This is a genomic window from Pseudomonas sp. FW305-96 (assembly GCF_058783825.1).
Genome location: NZ_JBYSYW010000040.1, coordinates 22843 through 42465 on the forward strand (window position 1 = coordinate 22843; position 19623 = coordinate 42465).

A 19623-nucleotide genomic window follows, 5' to 3' on the forward strand; every position below is an offset into this window, starting at 1 on the left:
TGGCCAAAGGCTGGGAATCGCCGATTCGTTGATCAGGAAGCGACTATGCATGTAGAAGGTTTTTTCGAATGGCTGGGCCAGGCACTGGGTTCGGTGATCCGGTTCATCGTCGATGGCTTGAGCGGGTTGTTCAACCTGCTGGCCAACGCCGGTGGCAATTTCATCGATGGCCTGGCGCGCACGCTGGGGATGGACACCTCGCTGGTGAGCATCCTGGCGCTTATCGTCGGCCTGATGTTGCTGTACTCGGCGGTCCGCGCATTCATGCGCGCATCGATCATCCTCGGGATCATCTGGGCATTGCTGGGCTTGTGGGTGTTGAGCTGGGTGGTGCATTGAAAGCAGCTGCAAGCCTGGAGCTACAAGCGGCAAGTCGAAAGCAGCCTGCGTTGACTGCTTTCTCTTGCAGCTTGCAGCTTGCAGCTTGAGGGTCAGCGAGCTCTTACAATCATCTCGCCCTGGCTATCACCTACCGCCTGCAAGTTGGGCCGGTACATCGACTCCACCTGCGGTGGCGGAATGCGGTAGCTGCCCGGCGTCACCGCACGGGCCAGGTACAGCAGGTGGGTGGTGCCGTAGCTGTCGAGCTTGAGCGCGGCCACATAGCGGTCGTCGCGGTACTCCTGGTGCACCACGCTGGCGTTCTGCATCGACTCGCGCCATTGCTTCACCGCGCTGCTGGCGTTGTCCAGGCTGGCGGCGCTCTGCGCCAGGTTCTGGTTCTCCAGCTCCAGGCCTGCCGGCAGCAGGTCCACCACCAGGGCGTCGGGCACCTGGTCCTGGGCCTTGAGCGCCAGGTGCACCAGCACCAGGTCACCGCTGCGCAGGTTGCGCACATCCAGCGTCTGGCCATTCATGCCCAGGTATTCGCGACGGATTTCCAGGCCATTGCCGCTGGCGGCCGGCGCCTGGCGCGGGTAGCCGGACAGGGTCAGCTGCTGGTACAGGGTCTCGCCACCCTGGTTCTGCACGGTCAATGGCGAGGCCAGCAGCGGGCCCTCAAGCTTCATCCCCGAGTCATTGTTGTCGAACTCGCGGACTTCACCGGCGCTGTCCAGGCGGGCCTTCCAGTTGCCTTCCGGCTTGCCCAGCAGGCCACGCCCGGCGAGGAACAGCGCGTTGCGCTCCTGGGTGGAGAGCCAACGGTTGGCGGCCAGCTCGTCGGACAGGCCGAACAGGCGCTGATCGACCTGATTGGCGGCCAGGTTGTTCTCCTGCAGCAGGGCCAGGATCAACGCCTGGTCACGCAGGGCGCTGCCGTAGTCGGCCAGCCAGCCTTTGCCGCGGGTGACCGCCAGGCCCGCCTGCAGCGCCTGCTGCGAACGCTGCTTGTCGCCCATCTTGTCCAGCGCCACCGCCAGTTGCACCAATGGCAAACCGGAGCGGGCGTCAGCGCGGCGCTCGAACAGGCTGCGCAAGGCACCCAGCGGCGCCTGTTGGCTGCGCGCCAGCACCAGGCCGGCGTAGGCCTGCACGGCGAAGCGGGTGTGGTCGGCGTTCTGGCTGTAATCGACTTCGATCAGGTTGCGCTCCTGCACATAGCGCAGCAGGCGCTCGCTGGCCTTTTTCAGCGCCTCGGCCGGTACGCCGTAGCCTTGCTCGCGGGCGCGCAGCAGGAAGTCGGTGACGTAGGCGGTCAGCCAGTATTCCTCCTCGCTGTCCGAGCTCCACAGGCCGAAGCTGCCGTTGTAGCGCTGCATGCCCAGCAGGTGCTCGATGCCCATCTCGATCTTGCGCTTGCGCACATCGGCTGGTTCTCCCTTGATGCCCAGGCGCTTGAGGCTGTCGGCATCGGCGTACAGCGACGGGTACAGGCCACTGGTGGTCTGCTCCAGGCAGCCGTAGGGGTAGGCTTCCAGGGCGCGGATCTGCTCGGCAAGGTTCAGCGGTGGGCGGCTCGACAACGCCAGGCTGGCCTCCAGGCCCGCAGGCTCGAACTCGGCCAGGTCGCTGTCGGGCAGGCTCCAGGGCTGGTCCTTGAGGGCCACGCGGTAGTGCTTGAGCATCGCCGGGTAGGCCGGGCGAATACCCAGGGTCCACTCACGCTCGAAGGTACTGGCCGGCTCACCCGGCAGCTGCAGGCCGTTGACCTGCACGCGGACCTTGCCCTGGCCCAGGCCACCCTGGGCCTGCACCGGAATCATCAGGGTGGTGCGCTGACCTTCGGCGAGGCTGAAGTTCTGCTGCGCGCCACCGACCAGGCTCAGTTGACCTTCGCTGGACACCTGCACGCTCAGTTGCTGGTCGCGGCCGGACAGGTTGGCCAGGTCCAGCGCCAGGCGGGTCTGGTCGCCACCGGCGAGGAAGCGCGGCGCGGACAGCTCGGCGATCAGCGGCGCGGCGACCACGGTCTTGCCTTCGGCCATGCCGAAGTGTTCCTCGGTCCAGGCCTGGGCCATCAGGCGCAGTTCACCGTTAAAATCGGGAATATCGACGCTGGCCTGGCCCTCGCCTTTTTCATCGAGGGTGACCGGCAGGCTCTGCTGGGCAACGATGGTCACCGTGGTGTTCGGGCGCTTGCCGCCCTTGGCCATGGCGGCGTCACCGCCGAAGGCCAGGCTGGCCAGGCGGCCCTGGCCGGCTTCGATCAACTGGCCATAAATGTCCAGCTGGTCGGCGCCGTAGGCCTTGCGGCCGAACAGGCTGGCGAACGGATCGGGGGTCTTGAAGTCGGTGATGTTGAGGATGCCCACGTCCACCGCCGACAACAATACATGCACCTGCTTGGGCACGCTGCCATCGGCGTTGACCGCCTTGACCTTGACGGTCAGCGGTTGCTTGGGCCGCATTTTCTCCGGTGCCTGCAGCGACACGGCCAGCTTGCGCTCGGCGCGGTCCAGCGGCAGGTGCAGCACGCCCACGGCACGCTTCGGCGTGGCGTTGGCCTTGCGCTCGCCCGGGCGGATCACCAGGGCGCTGATGTAAAGGTCGTGGCGCGCCCACTTCTTGTCCAGTTCGACATCGAAGGTCTTGCCCTCGGCCGGCACCTCGATTTCCTGCCACCACAGCGGGCCGTCGGCGGACTCGATCATCAGGTAGCCGCTGCCGGCGGCCGGCGGGGTGACGGTGACCTTGGCGGTGCCGCCTTCCTTGTAGGCTGGCTTGTCCAGGGCGATCTTCACCTGGTCGGGGCGCACCGCGCCGCCCTCGGCGTTGTCCTGGGCGCGGTAGCCGGCCCAGAAGCGGGCGCTGGAGACCAAGCCGGTCTGCGGGTCTTCCACCTCGACGCGGTACGGGCCCCACTCCACCTGGAAGTTCAGCTTGGCAGTGGAGCCTGCCTTCACGCTAACGGTTTCTTCAGCCTGGGTAAGGAATTTCTCGTTGTAGTTGTAGCTCCAGCCATCACTCTGCGAGTAGTTCCAGTAGTAGTCGCGGCGCTCGCGGATCAGCCGTACCTTCAGGTTGTCGGCAGCCAGTTTCTTGCCGTCGCGGTCAGCCACCAGGAACTCGAACTCCACCGGGCCGTCGCCGTCGGTTTCTTCGCCGTCGAACAGGCCGCGCAGGCCCGGCAGGCGCTCGGCAGGCCAGATCGGCTGCTCCAGGCGCCGGGTGATCGGCCGACCACCGGACTCCTGCAGGCTGGCCTGCACGGTCAGTTGCAGCGGCGAACGGGCTTCAGCCCAGCGACTTTCGATGTCGATGCGGGCCTTGCCGTTCTGGTCGAGGGTGACTTCGTCCAGTTCCAGGTCCTGGTTCAACTCGGTCTCGGTGACCGCGCCGAACTGATAGCCCGGCAGCGCCTTAACCGCTTCACGCAACGGACGCACGTAGGCCTGGCCACTGAGACGGTTGCCGGCGGCGGGCGCACCATAGAGATAGCGACCATTGACCTGGATCGTGGCGGTCTGGTCCGGCGCCAGCGGCGCGGCACTGCCTTTGAGCTCCAGCGCCAGGCGCTCGGGGAGGAAGTCCTCGACAAGGAATTCGTAGACCTGCTTGCGGCCACCGCCCATGTCGAGCAGCAACTGCCAACGGCCGGTCGGCGCTTCGCTGGCCAGTTGCAGCTGGTACTGGAACAGGCCGTTCTGGTCGGCCTCCCAGACGAACTTGCGGCTGACCTGCTCATCGGGGCGGCGTACTTCCACGTTCACCGGCTGGGCCTTGACCGGCTTGCCGTCCTGGTCGCGCAGCAGGCCGTTGAGCAGCACGGTCTCGCCTGGGCGATAGAGGTCACGGGGGCCAAAGATGAAGAACTGCAGCGGGTTGGCCTGGGGCCCGGTGATGTCGAACTCGGCCAGGTCCAGCGCCGCGGTATTCAGACGCAGCAGGGTGGTGTGCACACCCTGGGTGGCGATCAGCGTATCGGCCTTGGCGGTGATCGGCAGCTGCGCATGGCCGTCGCCGTCGGTCTTGGCCTGGGCCAGCAGCTTGCCCTTGTCGTCGTGCAGTTCGAGGGTGACGTCCTTGAGCGCCTTGCCGCCCTCAAGGGCCTGGGTGAACACGTCCAGGCGATCGCGATAGCGGTGCGCCGAGACGCCGATGTCACTCAGGGTGAACAGGGTCGCCGGCTGCGAGTAGTCATAGGTGCCCGAGGCACGCATCACCGCCAGGTACACGCCTGGCTCCTGCAGCGGCTTGATCCCGGCGATCGGCAACAGCACGGTTTCGCGGGTATTGCGCGCCGGGTTGAGGTCGAAACGGCCGCTGTAGACCAGCTCGGCCATCTCCAGGGTTTCCTTGGACTGGTAGTAGTAAAGGCTGCTGTTGCGCCCCCAGTTGACCAGGAAGCTCGAGAGCATGTCCGGCTTGATGCGGAAGAACTCGACATCGACCTTGTCGACGTTCAGGGCAATCACCGGCAGGCCTTCGGCCAGGCGCGTGGGCAGCAGCGAACCGCGGCTGGCGAAGCCCACCGTGGCCTGCATGTCGCGGGTCTCGAAGCGGCTGACCGATTCGGCCTGCAGCTGGTTGCCGTTGACCGAGAGCAGACCCTTGTCGATGGTCAGGACCATCTTGCGCTGCGGCTCCAGGTGGCGCAGGCGCAGTTCCATCTGGTTGTCCGAGAGTTCCCAGGCGCCGTCGACCTTGCCCTTGACGGTATCGACCAGGTGCAGCTTGCCGGCAAAGTCCTGGTTGGCGTCCAGTGGCGCGGAGACGCTGACCGACAGGGTACTGGCGCCGTCGAGCTGCACTTCCGAGACGTCCAGCACGGTCAGCTCGCGGCCGGCGTAGCGCTTGGCGAGCACCGCCGGATCTTCGCGCTTGGCCGTCCTGGTTTCGACGGGCGCGACGGCAGTGGCGGCATCGGTAGGCGCCGAAGGCTTGTCCGGGGTGGAGGAATCACAGGCACTGAGCAGGGCCAGCGCGCAGGCCAGCAACAATCCTTTGTTGAGCATTTGAGAGAGAACTCTTCGGCAGCGTGTACATGAGGGGGGCAACTATAGCGCAACGGCTCGAAGCTTACCTGGCGATGCGCGGCAAGTGAGACTGTGTTCGCGCCAATAGGTTGCCAGGCCGGTACAATGAGCGCATTTGATCTTGCAAGGGGCCGCTTCGCGCCCCATCGCCGGCAAGCCAGCTCCCACAGGGACCGAGGCCGCCTTGTGGGAACCGGCTTCCCGGCGATGGGGCGCGAAGCGGCCCTGATATGAAGGATGTGCATGTCTTCACTGTCCACCGCCTGGCGCAACCGCCCCACCCACCACAAGGTCTGGGCCCTGGCCGCGCCGATGATCCTGTCCAACATCTCGGTGCCGCTGGTGGCGCTGGTCGACAGCACGGTGATCGGCCACCTGCCCCATGCCCATCAGTTGGGCGCGGTGGCCGTCGGCGCCACGCTGTTCACCTTCATGGTCGGCCTGCTGGGCTTCCTGCGAATGGGCTCCACCGGCTTCGCCGCCCAGGCCGCCGGCCGCGCCGACGGCGCCGCGCTGCGCCAGGTGCTGGTACAGGGGCTGCTGCTGGCGCTGGCTTTCGCCGTGCTGATCGGCCTGCTGGCCCTGCCCTTCAGCCAGCTTGCACTGCACGCGATGCAGCCCAGCGAGGCGTTGCATGCCTCGACCGAAGCCTTCTTCCACACCCGCCTGCTCGGCCTGCCGGCAGCACTGGCCAGCTATGCCCTGGTCGGCTGGTTCCTCGGCACCCAGAACGCCCGGGCGCCACTGGCGATCCTGCTGACCACCAACCTGCTCAACATCGCCCTGAACCTGTGGTTCGTGCTTGGCCTGGACTGGGGGGTGGTCGGCTCGGCGCGGGCCTCGGTGATCGCCGAATGGAGCGCCGCCCTGCTCGGCCTGGCCCTCACCCGCCCGGCCTTGCGCGCCTACCCCGGGCAGGTCGCCTGGGCCGCGCTGAAACGCTGGCAGAGCTGGCGGCCGTTGCTGGCGGTCAACCGCGACATCTTCCTGCGCAGCCTGGCCCTGCAACTGGTGTTCCTGCTGCTCACCGTGCAGGGTGCGCGCCTGGGCGAGGCGACGGTGGCGGCCAATGCCCTGCTGCTCAATGGCCTGATGCTCACCGCCTATGCCCTCGATGGCCTGGCCCATGCGGTCGAGGCCCTGTGCGGCCATGCCATCGGCGCCCGTGACCGCAGTGCCCTGAAGCAGGCACTGGTGGTGGCCTGCGGCTGGTCACTGATCGTCAGCCTGGTGTTCGCCGTGCTGTTTTTGCTGGGCGGGCACCTGTTCATCGACCTGCAAACCGACATCGCCAACGTGCGCGACGCGGCATATCCCTACCTGCCTTACCTGGCGGTGCTGCCATTGGTAGCCGTGTGGAGCTACCTGCTCGACGGCCTGTTCATCGGCGCGACGCGGGCCCGCGAGATGCGCAATGCGATGCTGCTGTCGGTGGCGGTCGCGCTGCCCCTGGCGCTTGCCATGCGCGGGTTCGGCAACCATGGGCTGTGGTGGGCGTTCCTCGGCTTCATGGTGCTGCGGGCAGTAACGCTGGGGTGGCTGGGGTGGCGTTTGCAGCAGCGCGACCGCTGGATTCGCTGAGAGCGGCGCCGCTTTGCAGCGCTGCGTCACGAAACCAGGAGAAAGCCCTCACCTGCCCCCTTGCCTGCGCCCGGCCTGATTCCCCACAATCGCGCCCATGCCGCACCATGACAGGGAATTCGCCGTGCCATCCATCTACCAGCTCAAACCCCGCTTCCAGGCGCTGCTGCGCCCTTCGGTGCAGCGCCTGTACGACCGTGGCGTCACCGCCAACCAAGTCACAGTCGCCGCCGCCGCGGTCTCCATCCTCCTTGGCTTGCTGCTCGCCTGGCAGCACCAGGTCTCCTGGCTGTTCATCCTGATACCGCTGTGGATGCTGCTGCGCATGGCGCTGAACGCGGTCGACGGCATGCTCGCCCGCGAGTTCGGCCAGCAGTCCAGGCTCGGCGCCTACCTCAATGAACTGTGCGACGTGATCGCCGACACCGCGCTGTACCTGCCGTTTGCCCTGTTGCCGGGCGTTTCGCCGACACTGGTGGTGCTGGTGGTGGTGTTCGCCGTGATCAGCGAATACGCCGGGGTAATGGGCCCGCTGGCCGGCGCGTCACGCCGCTACGACGGGCCGATGGGCAAGAGCGACCGGGCCTTCGCCTTCGGCGTGCTGGGCACCGGCGTGGCGTTCGGGCTGCTGGCCGCGAGCTGGATCAATGGCCTGCTGCTGGTGATCCTGCTGCTCTCGCTCTATACCCTGTACAACCGGGTTCGCCACGGCCTGGCCGAAACCCGCTGAGCCCCTCGCTGCCGGACAAGGATATTCGCCATGCGCCAAGCGCAATCGCTGCATTTCTGCACCCATGACGGCGTCGAGCTGCACTATCGCCACTGGCCCGCCACGCGCAACGAGCATCAACCACGCCGCGCCGTGGTGATGTTCCACCGCGGCCACGAGCACGGCGGGCGCATGGCCCACCTGGCCGACGAACTGAACATGCCCGGTTATGATTTCTTCGCCTGGGACGCCCGTGGTCATGGCCAATCGCCGGGCGCTCGCGGCGACAGTCCGGGCTTCGCCACCAGCGTGCGCGACGTGCAGACCTTCATCGAGCATCTTCAGGCCCGGCACGGCATCGCCGAGGCGGACATGGTAGTGCTGGCGCAAAGCGTCGGCGCGGTACTGATCGCCACCTGGGCCCACGACTATGCGCCCAGGGTGCGCTGCCTGGTGCTCGCCTCGCCGGCGTTCAAGGTCAAGCTCTACGTGCCCTTCGCCCGCCCCGGGCTGAAGCTGCTCAAGGCCCTGCGCGGCAACTTCTTCGTCAACAGCTACGTCAAGCCGCGCCTGTTGACCCATGACCCGGAGCGGGTCATGTCGTATGTCGCCGACCCGCTGATCAGCCGGCCCATTTCGGTCACCATGCTGCTGGGCCTGTATGACGCCGCCGACCGCGTGGTGGCCGACGCCCAGGCGATCCAGGTGCCGACGCAACTGCTGATCTCCGGCGCGGACCTGGTGGTCGAGCGCAAGCCGCAGGAGCAGTTCTTCGATCGCCTGGGCAGCGCACGCAAGGAAAAGCACATCCTGCCCGGCTTCTTCCACGATACCCTCGGCGAGCGCGACCGCGCCCACGCCCTGGCGCGGATCGAGCGCTTCATAGCGCACTGCTTCGACGCGCCGCCAGCGCGGCCGGCGTTGCTCGACGCCGACCGCAGCGGCGCCAGCTGCGCCGAGGCCGAGAGCCTGGCTGCGCCGTTGCCACGCCATTCGCCACGCGACCTCTACTGGCGCGCCACACGTGCCGGCCTGCGGCTGGGCAAAGGCCTGTCCGAGGGGGTGAAACTGGGCTTCGACACCGGCTTCGACTCCGGCTCCACCCTCGACTACGTCTACCGCAATACGCCGACCGGCAAAGGCCGGTTGGGCGAGCTGGTCGACCGGAACTACCTGGACGCCATCGGCTGGCGCGGTATCCGCCAGCGCAAGCTGAACGTCGAGGAGCTGTTGCGCCTGGCCATCGCCCAGCAGCGCGAGCAACAGCGCCCGGTCCACATCGTCGATATCGCCGCCGGCCATGGCCGCTATATCCTCGAGGCCTTGCAAGGCCTGCAGCAACTGCCCGACTCGATCCTGCTGCGCGACTACAGCGAGCTGAACGTGCAACAGGGCAACGCACTGATCAGCGAAAAAGGCCTCGCCGAGATCGCCCGCTTCGTCCAGGGTGATGCCTTCGATCGGCAAAGCCTGGCCAGCCTCACCCCACGCCCCACCCTCGCGGTGGTCTCGGGCCTCTACGAGCTGTTCGCCAGCAACGAGCTGGTCGGCAATTCCCTGGCGGGCCTGGCCGATGCCGTCGAGGACGGCGGTTACCTGATCTACACCGGCCAGCCCTGGCATCCGCAGTTGGAGATGATCGCCCGCGCCCTGACCAGCCACCGCGGCGGCCAGGCCTGGGTGATGCGCCGACGCAGCCAGGCGGAGATGGATCAGTTGGTCGAGGCCGCGGGGTTTCGCAAGATCACCCAGCGCATCGATGAATGGGGCATCTTCAGTGTCAGCCTGGCGCAGCGGGTGCGTTGATGGCCCGTGAAGCCGGGCTGATCCGCCGCGGCGTGCTCTGGCTGCTGTTGCTCGGGCCGTTGTTTTTCCTCAGCTACGGCCTGGCCAACACCTACACGGCCGGACGCGACGATATCGGCAGCCTGGTGTTCGCCTGGGAACGGCACATGCCGCTGTGGCCGTGGACGATCATCCCGTACTGGTCGATCGACCTGCTGTACGGGTTGTCGTTCCTGCTGCCGCGTACACGTCGCGAGATGGACCGACATGCCCTGGCATTGCTCACGGCACAGGTGATCTGCGTGGCCTGCTTCCTGCTCTGGCCGCTGCGCTTCACCTTCGAGCGCCCCGAGCTGTCGGGGTTGTTCGGCTGGCTGTTCGATGTGCTGATGGGCTTCGACAAGCCCTACAACCAGGCGCCTTCGCTGCATATCGCGCTGTTGGTGATCATCTGGACGATGTTCGCCCGCCATACGCGGCATCCAGCCTGGCGCTGGCTGGTGCACGGCTGGATGGGGCTGATCGGGCTGTCGGTCCTGAGCACCTGGCAGCATCACTTCATCGATGTACCGACCGGGGCGTTGGCCGGATTCGTCTGCCTGTGGCTGTGGCCGCAACAAGGGCCGCTGCCCTGGCAGCAGGCGTGCCTGGCACGCGATCCCAAACGCTGGCGGCTGGCGTTGCGTTATGGACTGGGCGCGCTGCTGCTGGCCGTGCTCGGCTTCAAGCTGGGGCACACCGCCTTGTGGCTGCTCTGGCCTGGGTTTTCACTGCTGTTGGTAGCGTTGAACTATGCGCTGTTCGGGCCGCAAGGTTTCCAGAAAGGCAGCGATGGCCGGCTGTCGGTCGCGGCGACGGCATTGCTGGCGCCTTACCTGATTGGGGCCTGGATCAATTCAAGGCTGTGGACCTGGCGCCACCCGCAGGCGGATGAGGTGTGCGAGGGGGTGTACCTCGGGCGTGTGCCGGGCGCGGATGATGCGGTGCAGTTCCCGGTGGTGATCGACCTCAGCGCGGAGCTGGCCTGCGGGGTCCTCCTCGCGGGGCAAGCGCGCTCCCACGAGCAGACGCCACAGGCTTCGCAGTCCTACCTGAATCTGCCGTCACTGGACCTGGTCGCCCCTGACACGCAGACCTTGCAGCAAGCTGCCGAGGCTATCGAACACCTGCGCCGGCACGGCCCGGTACTGGTCTGCTGCGCACTCGGCTACTCACGCAGCGCCAGCGCGGTCGCCGCCTGGCTGATGGTCAGCGGCCGCTGCAAGGCAATCGCGCATGCCGAAACACTGATCCGCCAGGCGCGCCCCGGCGTGGTATTGCATCCAGCCCACCGCCAGGCCCTGCAGCCGTTGGAGACCCGGCCATGAACCTGCTCGTCGTCGCCAGCCTGCTCGCCCGTGGTCGCCAACTGGAGCGCTGGTCGGACGGCATCACCTTGCTGGCCCTGGCCTGCAGCCTGGCGCCCATGCTGGGCGCGCCGTTGCCAGCGCTGCCCCGGGTGTTCTGCGCAGCGTTGCTGGCGCTTGGCCTGGCACACAAGTACTGGGCCATACGCGTTGCCCTGGATGCCGAGCTGTTCGCCCGGCTCGCCAGCTGCGACGACCTGCCCGCCGATACCCTGGCCCTGGACCGCGCCCTGTTCGAACTGCGCCTGAAACCGACCGCCGACGATCCACGCGGCTGGCCTGCGCGCAGCGAGGCCGCCCTGGCCCTGCTGCGCCGTCAGGCCTTGTGCCTGGCCGCGCAGGTGCTGCTCGCCGTCACCCTCCCCTTCACCGGATAACCCCCGATGCTCGCCAGCCTGACTGCCTTCGTCATCACCTCCGCCGCCCGCCTGATCACCGGCGCCCGCGCCCTGTGGCTGGGCTGCACGCCGCAACCGGTGCAGCGCCTGTACTTCGCCAACCACAGCAGCCACGGCGACTTCGTGTTGCTCTGGGCCGCGCTGCCCGAGCCGCTGCGCCGCTGCACCCGGCCAGTGGCCGGCGCTGACTACTGGTGCAAGCCTGGCATCCGCGATTTCCTGATTCGCCAGGTGTTCAACGGCGTGCTGATCGATCGCCAGCAGGCCGGCGAGGGCAACCCGCTGCAACCGGTGCTCGACGCCTTCGCCCAGGGTGACTCGCTGATCTTCTTCCCGGAAGGCACGCGCAACCTCACCGACGACCCGCTGCTGTCTTTCAAGAGCGGCCTGTTCCACCTGGCCTCGGCCAACCCGCAGGTGGAGCTGGTGCCGGTGTGGATCGCCAACCTCAACCGGGTCATGCCCAAAGGACGCGCCCTACCCCTGCCGCTGCTGTGCACCCTGAGTTTCGGCGAGCCGCTGCACCTGCAGCCGGACGAAGCCAAGCACGCCTTTCTCGAGCGGGCCCGCCAGGCCCTGCTGAACCTGGCCCCGAAGGAAGCCTGAGATGGATCAGAACACCCTGTCGCTGTTCGCCGGTATCGGCGCCCTGCTGCTGCTCGCCAGCCTCGTCGGCCGCCTGCTCAAGTGGCGTGCCGGCCCCGCGCCGCATGCGGTGATCGACAACCTCAACGCGCGCATCAATGCCTGGTGGGTGATGGTGCTGGTGATCGGCATCGCCTTCCTGTTCGGCAAGTACGGCGTCATCGTGCTGTTCTACGGCGTCTCGTTCTACGCCCTGCGCGAGTTCATGACCCTCACCCCGACCCGACGCAGCGACTACCCCGCCCTGGTGGCGGCGTTCTACGTGGCGTTGCCGGTGCAGTACCTGCTGATCGCCATGGACTGGTACGGCCTGTTCAGCATCTTCATCCCGGTGTACCTGTTCCTGCTGCTGCCGATCCTCGCCAGCTTCGGCGGCGACACCACGCGCTTCCTCGAGCGCGCCTCGAAGGTGCAGTGGGGCCTGATGATCGCGGTGTACTGCGTGTCCTCGGTGCCGGCGCTGATGACCCTGGACATCCCCGGCTACGAAGGCCGCAACCTGCTGCTGATCGCCTGGCTGATCCTGGTGGTGCAGATCAGCGACGTGCTGCAGTACGTCTGCGGCAAGCTGTTCGGCAAACGCAAGGTGGCGCCCAACCTGTCGCCGTCGAAGACCGTCGAAGGCCTGGCCGGCGGCGTGGCCTTGGCTACCCTGGTCGGCGCGCTGCTGTGCTGGATCACCCCGTTTACCTTCTGGCAGGCGGCGCTGATGGCGCTGACGGTCAATGCCATGGGCTTCTTCGGCGGGCTGGTGATGTCGGCGATCAAGCGCGACCGTGGAGTGAAGGACTGGGGCCACATGATCGAAGGCCACGGCGGCATGCTCGACCGCATGGACTCGGTGTGCTTCGCCGCGCCGGTGTTCTTCCACTTCGTGCGGTACTGGTGGGCGTGAAACAACAGCTACGCAACCAAGGGGGGCTGCCTACGGTTGGGTTTGAAGAATGTACTCCGTGCCGTCTTGGGTCGTGTGCGTGGTGACAACGAGGTCGCCCCCTTTATATCCCCGCTCACGCAGATAGTCAGTGTGGTGATCCTTCCACGCCTCGACAATCGTCGAACTGAGTCCTGTGCCACTGTGGTCCGAAATACGCCCATGAGTGTTGAGATCAGACACAATCTGTTGTTGTTCCGATTCATCAAGGCCCGCAAGCCAATCTAAAACGAAGTCAGTGTTCATCGAAGTCATTGTGAAACCTCCAAGATTGTCCGTATGCCCATCCATTGAGCGAGAGCAAACTACCACATACTGCTTAGATAGCGCAGGCAGGCAGTTGGACGTCGAGCCCAGGTAACTGCCCGTACGTCGATGGCCCTATGGTGACGCGTCATCTCACCTGTTACCTGGAGCCACGCCATGTCCGATTTCATCACCGTCCTGCGCGAAACCTGCCCGACCCCGGTGGTCGACGCGACCAAGTGGAAGCGCATCGGCGGCGACCCGCACACCGTCAACCTAAACGCCTACCTGTCCGCCGACGGCAGCAAGATCATGGGCACCTGGATCTGCACGCCGGGCAAGTTCGAGGTCAACTACGAGAAGTGGGAGTACTGCCATTTCCTCGATGGCTACTGCATCGTCACCCCGGAAGGCGAGGAGCCGAAGCATCTGAAGGCGGGGGATGTGTTCGTGATCGAGCCGGGGATGAAAGGGACCTGGGAAGTGGTCGAGACGGTGCGCAAGTACTTCGTCTTTGCCTGATAGCTCGAAGCAAAAAAATCGCGGAGCGCATGCCCCTCCCCCAAGGTGCGCAGTTACAAGGGGGAAGACCATACGGTCCGCGATCAAGTCCACTCGCGGGTCAATCCTTCTTGCGGTACCCCTCGACGATCGCCGAGAAATCCTTGCCACCCTCGCCGCGCAGGCTCATGGCCTGGTACAGCTGCTGGGCCACGGCACCCAGGATCACCGGCTGGTGCGCCTGGCGCGCGGCCTCGGTGGCCAGCCCCAGGTCCTTGAGCATCAGCTCGGCGCCAAAGCCTCCGGTGTAGCCCCGTGAAGCCGGGGCAGTCTCGATGATGCCGGGCCACGGGTTGTAGGTGTCCGAACTCCAGCAGCGCCCGGTCGAGCTGTTGATGATCCCGGCCAGCACCTTGGTGTCGATGCCCAGCGCATTGCCCAGGGCCATGGCTTCGGACACGCCGATCATCGAGATGCCCAGCAGCAGGTTGTTACAGATCTTGGCGATCTGCCCGGTACCGACTTCGCCGCAATGCACGATATTGCGACCCATCTGCTCCAGCACCGGCTTGAGGGTGGCGAACAGCTCGGCGCTGGCGCCGACCATGAAGGTCAGGGTGCCGGCCGCCGCGCCACCGGTGCCGCCGGAGACCGGCGCATCACCCATGTCGATGCCCTTGGCCGCCGCGGCCTTGGAGACCTCACGGGCGGTCTGCGGATCGATGGTGCTGCAGTCCACGGTCGGAGTGCCGGGGTGAATGCCGGCCAGCACGCCGGTTTCTTCGTCCAGGTACACGCCACGCACATGAGCGGCGGCCGGCAGCATGGTGATCACCAGCTCGCTGTTGGCGGCGGCGTCCTTGGGCGAGGTGCTGACCTGCCCGCCCAGCTCGGCGAGTTCGGCCAGCACGGTCTTGTTCAGGTCGAACAGGTTGAGCTGGTGCCCGGCCTTGATCAGGTTGCGGGCCATGGGCGCGCCCATGTTGCCCAGGCCAATGAATGCGATACGCATGACGAGCTCCTTAGCGCAGGCTGATGGTGGTGTTCACACCGTCATTGACGCTGTCATCGTCGAACCAGCGGGCGGTGACGGTCTTGGTCTGAGTGTAGAACTGCACCACCTGCTTGCCGTACGGGCCGAGGTCGCCGAGCTTGGAACCGCGGGAACCTGTGAAGCTGAAGAACGGCACCGGTACCGGGATCGGGATGTTGATGCCGACCTGGCCGATGTCGATCTCGCTCTGGAACTTGCGCGCCGCCGCGCCGCTCTGGGTGAACAGACCGGTGCCGTTGCCGAACGGGTTGGCGTTGACCAGGGCGATGGCCTCGTCGAGGGTGTCGACCTCCAGGGTCACCAGCACCGGGCCGAAGATTTCCTGGGTGTAGACCTGCATGTCGGTCTTCACCCCGGAAAACAGGGTCGGGCCGACGAAGTTGCCTTGCTCGTAGCCCGGCACCTTGACGTCACGACCGTCGAGCTCGAGCTTGGCGCCTTCCTTGATGCCGCTCTCGATCAGGCCCAGCACGCGCTCCTTGGCGCGCTTGGAGACCACCGGGCCGACATCGGTGCCCGGCTCGTTGCCGGCGTTGACCTTGAGCTTGCTGGCCGCGTCCTTGATATCCGGCAGCCATTCGCGGGCCTTGCCCACCAGCACCGCCACCGAGGTGGCCATGCAGCGCTGCCCGGCCGCGCCGAAGGCGGCGCCGACCAAGGCGTTGATGGTTTGGGTACGGTTGGCGTCGGGCAGCACCACGGCGTGGTTCTTGGCGCCCATCATCGACTGCACGCGCTTGCCGTGCTGGCTGCCCAGGTTGTAAACGTGGGTGCCGACTTCGGTCGAGCCGACGAAAGAGATCGCCTTGATGTCCTGGTGGGTACAGATCGTGTCGACCACCTGCTTGCCACCGTGCACCACGTTGAGCACACCGGCGGGGATGCCAGCCTCCAGCGCCAGCTCGACCAGCATCATGGTCGACAGCGGGTCCTGCTCGGATGGCTTGAGCACGAAGGTGTTGCCGCAGACGATGGCCATCGGGAACATCCACAGCGGGATCATCGCCGGGAAGTTGAACGGGGTGATGCCGGCGCACACGCCGATCGGCTGGCGCAGGGTATAGGTGTCGACGCCGCCGGCGACGTTTTCGGCGAACTCACCCATCTGCAGGGTGCCGATGGAGGCGGCGTGCTCGACCACTTCCAGGCCGCGGAAGATATCGCCCTCGGCGTCGGCAATGGTCTTGCCCTGTTCGGCGCTGAGGGTCACGGCGATGCGCTTGCTGTGTTCGCGGATCAGTGCCTGCAGCTTGAGCATGATGCGCATGCGCGCGCCGATCGGAGTGTCGCGCCAGGTCTTGAAGGCACGCTCGGCAGCGGCCACCGCGGCGTTCACTTCCTCGACGGTGGCGAACGGCACCCGCGCCAGCACTTGCTGGGTCGCCGGGTTGACGATGTCACGCCATTCGGTGGTCTTCGACTCGACCCATTGGCCGTCGATCAGCAGCTTGACCTGCTCGACCTTGGTCTGGTCGGGCGTCTGGGGTGCGTTCATCTGCGCTCTCCTTGGAATTATTGTCGGAACGAGGACGCCTACGCCGGCATGGACACGGGGTGGCGTACAGGGGCTGAGATCGAGTATAGATGTGCAAACATCCAACAAGAATGCACAAAAAAACCGGATCATCATGCAAAAAGACCTCACCTCCCTGAGCGCGCTGAACTGGGACGACCTCAAGTTCTTTCTTGAGGTAGCGCGCACCCGCAAGGCCAGCAGTGCGGCCAAGCGCCTGGCCGTGGACTACACCACGGTGTCGCGGCGCATCGGTTCACTGGAAGGGGCGCTGGGCACTTTGCTGTTCGAAAAATCGCGGACCAACGGCTTCGTCCTCACCGCCGAGGGCCAGCGTCTGCTGGGCTATGCCGAGTCGATCGAGAGCACCCTGCACATGGCTTGCGAGCAAGTCTCGGGCTCGGGCGTGGCATTGTCGGGGCATGTGCGCATGGGCTGCACCGAAGGCTTCGGCAGCTTCTTCGTCACCCCGCAGCTGAGCCACTTCGTCGATGCCTGGCCGGCGATCTCGGTGGACATCCTGCCGCTGCCGCACTTCATCAGCCTGTCCAAGCGCGAAGCCGATATCGTCATCGCCCTGGAGCGCCCGGAACACGGCCCCTATGTGTGCTGCAAGCTGTGCGATTACCGCCTGCGCCTGTATGCCACCCAGGACTACCTGGATCGCCACGAGCCGATTCGCGAGATCGCCGACCTGGGGCGCCACCCGTTCATCAGCTACGTGGACGACCTGGCCTTCAGCTCGGAGCTGCTGTACCTGGCCAACCTGATCCCCAATGCCAACGCGCACCTGCGCAGCACCAGCGTGATCGCCCAGTACACGGCGGCGTTGCAGGGGCGTGGGCTGGCGATCCTGCCGTGCTTCCTGGCGGCGCAGGATCCACGCCTGGTGACGGTGCTGCCGGAGCAGATCGAGGTGACGCGGCAGTTCTGGATGTACTGCCGGGAGGACCTGCGCAAGTTGAAGCGGATCACCCTGCTGTGGGATTACATCCGTGAGGTGACCGAGGCCAATGCGCCGTTGTTGATGGGGGAGACGCGGGAGATGAAGTTCGCTCGGGATTGAGGGTAGGCATCATCGCGGGGCTTGCCCCGCGATGTCGGTATCACTCCGACCCCACCACGATCGACACGCGGCGATTCTCCATGCGCCCTGCGGCGGTACGGTTGTCCGCCACCGGCTGGCTGCTGCCCATGCCGCGGGTCTGGATGTTCTGCGGCTGCATGCCGATGCCGGCCAAAGCCTTGGCCACGCTCTGCGCGCGGCGCTCGGACAACTGCTGGTTGTAGGCGGCCTTGCCCGAGGCGTCGGCGTGGCCGTCGATGCGCACGCGCTGGATATCCACCGACAGCAATGCCTTGCCGATGCGCTCGACGATCGACTCGCTCTGGCTGTTGAGGCTGTCCAGGTCGCTGCCGAACAGCACCTTGCCGGACAGGTCGAACGCCCAGCCGTCATCGGTCGGGGCGAAGCCCTCGCGCTTGAGCACGGCGACCTGCTCGGGTGTCAGCCCCTTGGGCGGCACGCTCTGGCAGCCGGCCAGGGCGAACAGCGCCAGCAGCAGGGTGAATAACGGGAAACGCAGTACGGAAAAACGCTTGGTCACGGTTCAGCTCCTGTTCTTTGCATCGTTGGCACAGCGTTCCGTCTGTGCCACTTGCCAATGGCCGCGGCGATTGCGCTTGGCCTGGTACATCGCCGCATCGGCGGCATTGAGCAGACTGGCCGGGTCGCGGCCGTCGTCCGGGTAATAGGCGATGCCGACACTCAGCGAGGTGGTCAGACTGGTACCATCCTCCAGCTGCACCGGCAGCTTCATGCTGGCGACGATTTTCTCGGCGATGCGCTTGGCATCCTCACGCGAGTGCAGCGGCGTCAGCAGCACGGCGAACTCGTCACCGCCCAGGCGCGCCACCAGGTCATGCTCGCGCAGTTGCGCACGCACCCGGCTGGCCACGCTGATCAGCACTTCGTCACCCACCGCATGGCCGAGGCTGTCGTTGATCTGCTTGAAATGGTCGCTGTCGAGGAACAACAGGGCCAGGTGATCTTCAGTGCGTGCGGCGTTGCGCAGGCTGCGACTCAGCCGTCCTTCGAAGAAGGCGCGGTTGGGCAGGCCGGTCAGGCTGTCGTGGCTGGCCTGGTGGGCGAGGGTTTCGTTCTCGCTTTGCAGGTGGCTCTGCCACACCTCCAGCTCATCGAGCAGGGCATTGAAGTCGTTGCCCAGCTCGTTGAGCTCGGCGATCTGGGTTTCCGGCACGCGGCGATCGAAACTGCGCTCGCGCCGCGCCGCATGGGCGACGCTAGCCAGGTTGCGCAGGGGCCGGATGATGTCGCCGAACAGGCGTCGTGACAGGTACAGCGCCAGCACCGCGCTGAGCACCGTGCACACCAGGATCCCGACCAGACCGCTGAGCAGGAAGCGCACCAGGCTGCCACCCTGCCCGGTCAACTCGATATGCCCGACGCGCTGGCCCATGTGTTGCACCGGCATGTTGATCGGCTCTTCCAGCAGGCTGCGCGCCACCTGAGTCTGCAACTGCGCCATCACGCCGGGCGTATCACGCTGCCAATGGGCGAGCAGTTCGCCGTCGTTGTCATAGACCTTGGCGTCGGCGACTTCCTCGGTGGAGGCGATCAATGCCAGCGCTTCGTTGGCCGCGGCACTGTCGTCGAACACCACGGCGGCCTCGACGGTGTAGTTGATGGAGCGAGCGATCAGGTGCAGGTTGTGATTGGCATAGACGCGCAACGCCGCCACGCCGAGCAGGGTCACCAGTACACCGGCCAGGCCCGCGGCGAGCAGCGCCACGCTCAGGTGACGACGGCCGAGCACGGCACGCAGGGTCGGCCGGCTGAAGCGCTTGGCTGAACGCTTCATGGCTGCCCTGCCCGCCGTCGCGACAGCTGCAGCACGCTGGGGTGGATGCGCACACCGCTGCGCGCCACCGAGTCGAGGTTGACGTCGAACGCCACCTGCTGGTCGCTGACCCGCAGGCAGAACAGGCTACCCACGGTGCACGGATCATCGGCTTCGCTGATGCTCAGCAAAGGGTGGCCATTGACCCGCTGGAACAGTCGCTCACGTTCCAGCTTGTCGAGCTTGCCGATATAGATGGCATCGCAGGCATTGGCCACGCTCGGGTCGTCGGCCAGCAGACGGCGCACCTGCAGGGGTTGCCCGGAGTTCTGCACGTTGCCCTTGATCAGGTCGTCGGCGTACTCGGTAGGGCCGACCAGGCACAGGCGCAAGGGGTTGGGGTCGGCAGGCCAGCGTGCGTAGCTGAGGATCCCCAGTACCACCTGGGTTACGGCCTTGGCCCGTTGCTGCGCCTGCGCGTCCGACGCGGCAGTGCCCGCCCAGGCGGGAGCGCCGGTCGACAACAGCGTGGCCATCAGCAGCGAGAGCGCACAACCCGTCACTCGTCTCAAGACCGAGACAGCCACAGTCATGGGGGAAAATCTCACAAAATGTTTGCGGATAATGCCGCAA

At 66.1% G+C, this 19623-nt stretch carries 17 protein-coding genes; 10 read left to right on the forward strand and 7 right to left on the reverse strand.

Annotated features, from left to right (window positions below):
- The first annotated feature begins 45 nt into the window (after positions 1-45).
- A complete protein-coding gene (locus AC3WL2_RS23055; RefSeq protein ID WP_023631497.1) occupies positions 46-339 on the forward strand; it encodes a hypothetical protein in 294 nt (97 codons plus the stop codon).
- A gap of 92 nt (positions 340-431) precedes the next feature.
- On the opposite strand, the gene AC3WL2_RS23060 is transcribed toward AC3WL2_RS23055, so the two are convergent.
- Positions 432-5336 carry an alpha-2-macroglobulin gene (locus tag AC3WL2_RS23060; RefSeq protein ID WP_102684558.1) on the reverse strand — a complete coding sequence of 1635 codons (4905 nt, stop codon included), beginning with the start codon at positions 5334-5336 and terminating at the stop codon, positions 432-434.
- Positions 5337-5600: 264 nt separating this feature from the next.
- On the opposite strand from AC3WL2_RS23060, the gene AC3WL2_RS23065 reads away from it, so the two are divergent.
- From AC3WL2_RS23065 to AC3WL2_RS23095, 7 genes are all read left to right on the forward strand, one after another.
- A complete protein-coding gene (locus tag AC3WL2_RS23065) occupies positions 5601-6938 on the forward strand; it encodes an MATE family efflux transporter (protein WP_102684559.1) in 1338 nt (445 codons plus the stop codon).
- Between the two features lie 124 nt (positions 6939-7062).
- Positions 7063-7668, forward strand: a complete 606-nt coding sequence (locus tag AC3WL2_RS23070; protein ID WP_102684572.1) for a CDP-alcohol phosphatidyltransferase family protein — start codon at positions 7063-7065, stop codon at positions 7666-7668.
- A gap of 30 nt (positions 7669-7698) precedes the next feature.
- The gene (locus AC3WL2_RS23075; RefSeq protein ID WP_102684560.1) at positions 7699-9453 is read left to right on the forward strand and encodes a bifunctional alpha/beta hydrolase/class I SAM-dependent methyltransferase; all 1755 of its coding nucleotides are present in this window, start codon (positions 7699-7701) and stop codon (positions 9451-9453) included.
- Complete coding sequence (locus AC3WL2_RS23080; protein ID WP_102684561.1) at positions 9453-10799, forward strand: phosphatase PAP2/dual specificity phosphatase family protein; 1347 nt, start codon at positions 9453-9455, stop codon at positions 10797-10799. The genes AC3WL2_RS23075 and AC3WL2_RS23080 overlap by 1 nt, the downstream gene beginning before the upstream one ends.
- Positions 10796-11215 carry a hypothetical protein gene (locus AC3WL2_RS23085; protein ID WP_102684562.1) on the forward strand — a complete coding sequence of 140 codons (420 nt, stop codon included), beginning with the start codon at positions 10796-10798 and terminating at the stop codon, positions 11213-11215. Before AC3WL2_RS23080 ends, AC3WL2_RS23085 begins: the two co-directional genes overlap by 4 nt.
- 6 nt (positions 11216-11221) lie before the next feature.
- Positions 11222-11842, forward strand: a complete 621-nt coding sequence (locus AC3WL2_RS23090) for a lysophospholipid acyltransferase family protein (protein ID WP_102684563.1) — start codon at positions 11222-11224, stop codon at positions 11840-11842.
- A gap of 1 nt (position 11843) precedes the next feature.
- Positions 11844-12776, forward strand: coding sequence for a phosphatidate cytidylyltransferase (locus AC3WL2_RS23095; protein WP_102684564.1), 933 nt, complete (start codon positions 11844-11846; stop codon positions 12774-12776).
- A gap of 30 nt (positions 12777-12806) precedes the next feature.
- Here the strand turns inward: AC3WL2_RS23095 and AC3WL2_RS23100 are convergent, their stop codons facing one another.
- Positions 12807-13070 (reverse strand): hypothetical protein, encoded by a 264-nt coding sequence (locus AC3WL2_RS23100; protein WP_102684565.1) that lies wholly within the window; start codon positions 13068-13070, stop codon positions 12807-12809.
- Between the two features lie 168 nt (positions 13071-13238).
- On the opposite strand from AC3WL2_RS23100, the gene AC3WL2_RS23105 reads away from it, so the two are divergent.
- Positions 13239-13583, forward strand: a complete 345-nt coding sequence (locus AC3WL2_RS23105; RefSeq protein WP_023631693.1) for a cupin domain-containing protein — start codon at positions 13239-13241, stop codon at positions 13581-13583.
- Between the two features lie 100 nt (positions 13584-13683).
- On the opposite strand, the gene mmsB is transcribed toward AC3WL2_RS23105, so the two are convergent.
- On the reverse strand, positions 13684-14574 hold the full coding sequence (gene mmsB, locus AC3WL2_RS23110; RefSeq protein ID WP_102684566.1) for a 3-hydroxyisobutyrate dehydrogenase: 891 nt from the start codon (positions 14572-14574) through the stop codon (positions 13684-13686).
- 10 nt (positions 14575-14584) lie between these two features.
- A complete protein-coding gene (locus AC3WL2_RS23115) occupies positions 14585-16111 on the reverse strand; it encodes a CoA-acylating methylmalonate-semialdehyde dehydrogenase (protein ID WP_102684567.1) in 1527 nt (508 codons plus the stop codon).
- A 133-nt stretch (positions 16112-16244) separates the two neighbouring features.
- On the opposite strand from AC3WL2_RS23115, the gene AC3WL2_RS23120 reads away from it, so the two are divergent.
- Positions 16245-17195: a LysR family transcriptional regulator gene (locus AC3WL2_RS23120; protein ID WP_102684573.1), complete on the forward strand. Its 951-nt coding sequence runs from the start codon at positions 16245-16247 to the stop codon at positions 17193-17195.
- A gap of 40 nt (positions 17196-17235) precedes the next feature.
- Here the strand turns inward: AC3WL2_RS23120 and yfiB are convergent, their stop codons facing one another.
- The 3 genes from yfiB to yfiR are packed head-to-tail and all read right to left on the reverse strand — an operon-like array spanning position 17236 to position 19583.
- Entirely contained in the window at positions 17236-17736 is a 501-nt protein-coding gene (gene yfiB, locus AC3WL2_RS23125) for an outer membrane lipoprotein YfiB (RefSeq protein WP_256582670.1), read from the reverse strand.
- A 3-nt stretch (positions 17737-17739) separates the two neighbouring features.
- Positions 17740-19011: a diguanylate cyclase DgcN/YfiN gene (dgcN, locus tag AC3WL2_RS23130; protein ID WP_046857225.1), complete on the reverse strand. Its 1272-nt coding sequence runs from the start codon at positions 19009-19011 to the stop codon at positions 17740-17742.
- Positions 19008-19583: a regulatory sequestration protein YfiR gene (gene yfiR / locus AC3WL2_RS23135; protein ID WP_031316726.1), complete on the reverse strand. Its 576-nt coding sequence runs from the start codon at positions 19581-19583 to the stop codon at positions 19008-19010. Before yfiR ends, dgcN begins: the two co-directional genes overlap by 4 nt.
- Positions 19584-19623 lie beyond the last annotated feature (40 nt).

Coding starts and splice junctions, on each gene's coding strand:
- AC3WL2_RS23055 (WP_023631497.1), top strand. CDS start 46: ATGCATGTAGAAGGTTTTTTCGAATGGCTGGGCCAGGCACTGGGTTCG.
- AC3WL2_RS23060 (WP_102684558.1), bottom strand. CDS start 5,336: ATGCTCAACAAAGGATTGTTGCTGGCCTGCGCGCTGGCCCTGCTCAGT.
- AC3WL2_RS23065 (WP_102684559.1), top strand. CDS start 5,601: ATGTCTTCACTGTCCACCGCCTGGCGCAACCGCCCCACCCACCACAAG.
- AC3WL2_RS23075 (WP_102684560.1), top strand. CDS start 7,699: ATGCGCCAAGCGCAATCGCTGCATTTCTGCACCCATGACGGCGTCGAG.
- AC3WL2_RS23080 (WP_102684561.1), top strand. CDS start 9,453: ATGGCCCGTGAAGCCGGGCTGATCCGCCGCGGCGTGCTCTGGCTGCTG.
- AC3WL2_RS23085 (WP_102684562.1), top strand. CDS start 10,796: ATGAACCTGCTCGTCGTCGCCAGCCTGCTCGCCCGTGGTCGCCAACTG.
- AC3WL2_RS23090 (WP_102684563.1), top strand. CDS start 11,222: ATGCTCGCCAGCCTGACTGCCTTCGTCATCACCTCCGCCGCCCGCCTG.
- AC3WL2_RS23095 (WP_102684564.1), top strand. CDS start 11,844: ATGGATCAGAACACCCTGTCGCTGTTCGCCGGTATCGGCGCCCTGCTG.
- AC3WL2_RS23100 (WP_102684565.1), bottom strand. CDS start 13,070: ATGACTTCGATGAACACTGACTTCGTTTTAGATTGGCTTGCGGGCCTT.
- AC3WL2_RS23105 (WP_023631693.1), top strand. CDS start 13,239: ATGTCCGATTTCATCACCGTCCTGCGCGAAACCTGCCCGACCCCGGTG.
- mmsB (WP_102684566.1), bottom strand. CDS start 14,574: ATGCGTATCGCATTCATTGGCCTGGGCAACATGGGCGCGCCCATGGCC.
- AC3WL2_RS23115 (WP_102684567.1), bottom strand. CDS start 16,111: ATGAACGCACCCCAGACGCCCGACCAGACCAAGGTCGAGCAGGTCAAG.
- AC3WL2_RS23120 (WP_102684573.1), top strand. CDS start 16,245: ATGCAAAAAGACCTCACCTCCCTGAGCGCGCTGAACTGGGACGACCTC.
- dgcN (WP_046857225.1), bottom strand. CDS start 19,011: ATGAAGCGTTCAGCCAAGCGCTTCAGCCGGCCGACCCTGCGTGCCGTG.
- yfiR (WP_031316726.1), bottom strand. CDS start 19,583: ATGACTGTGGCTGTCTCGGTCTTGAGACGAGTGACGGGTTGTGCGCTC.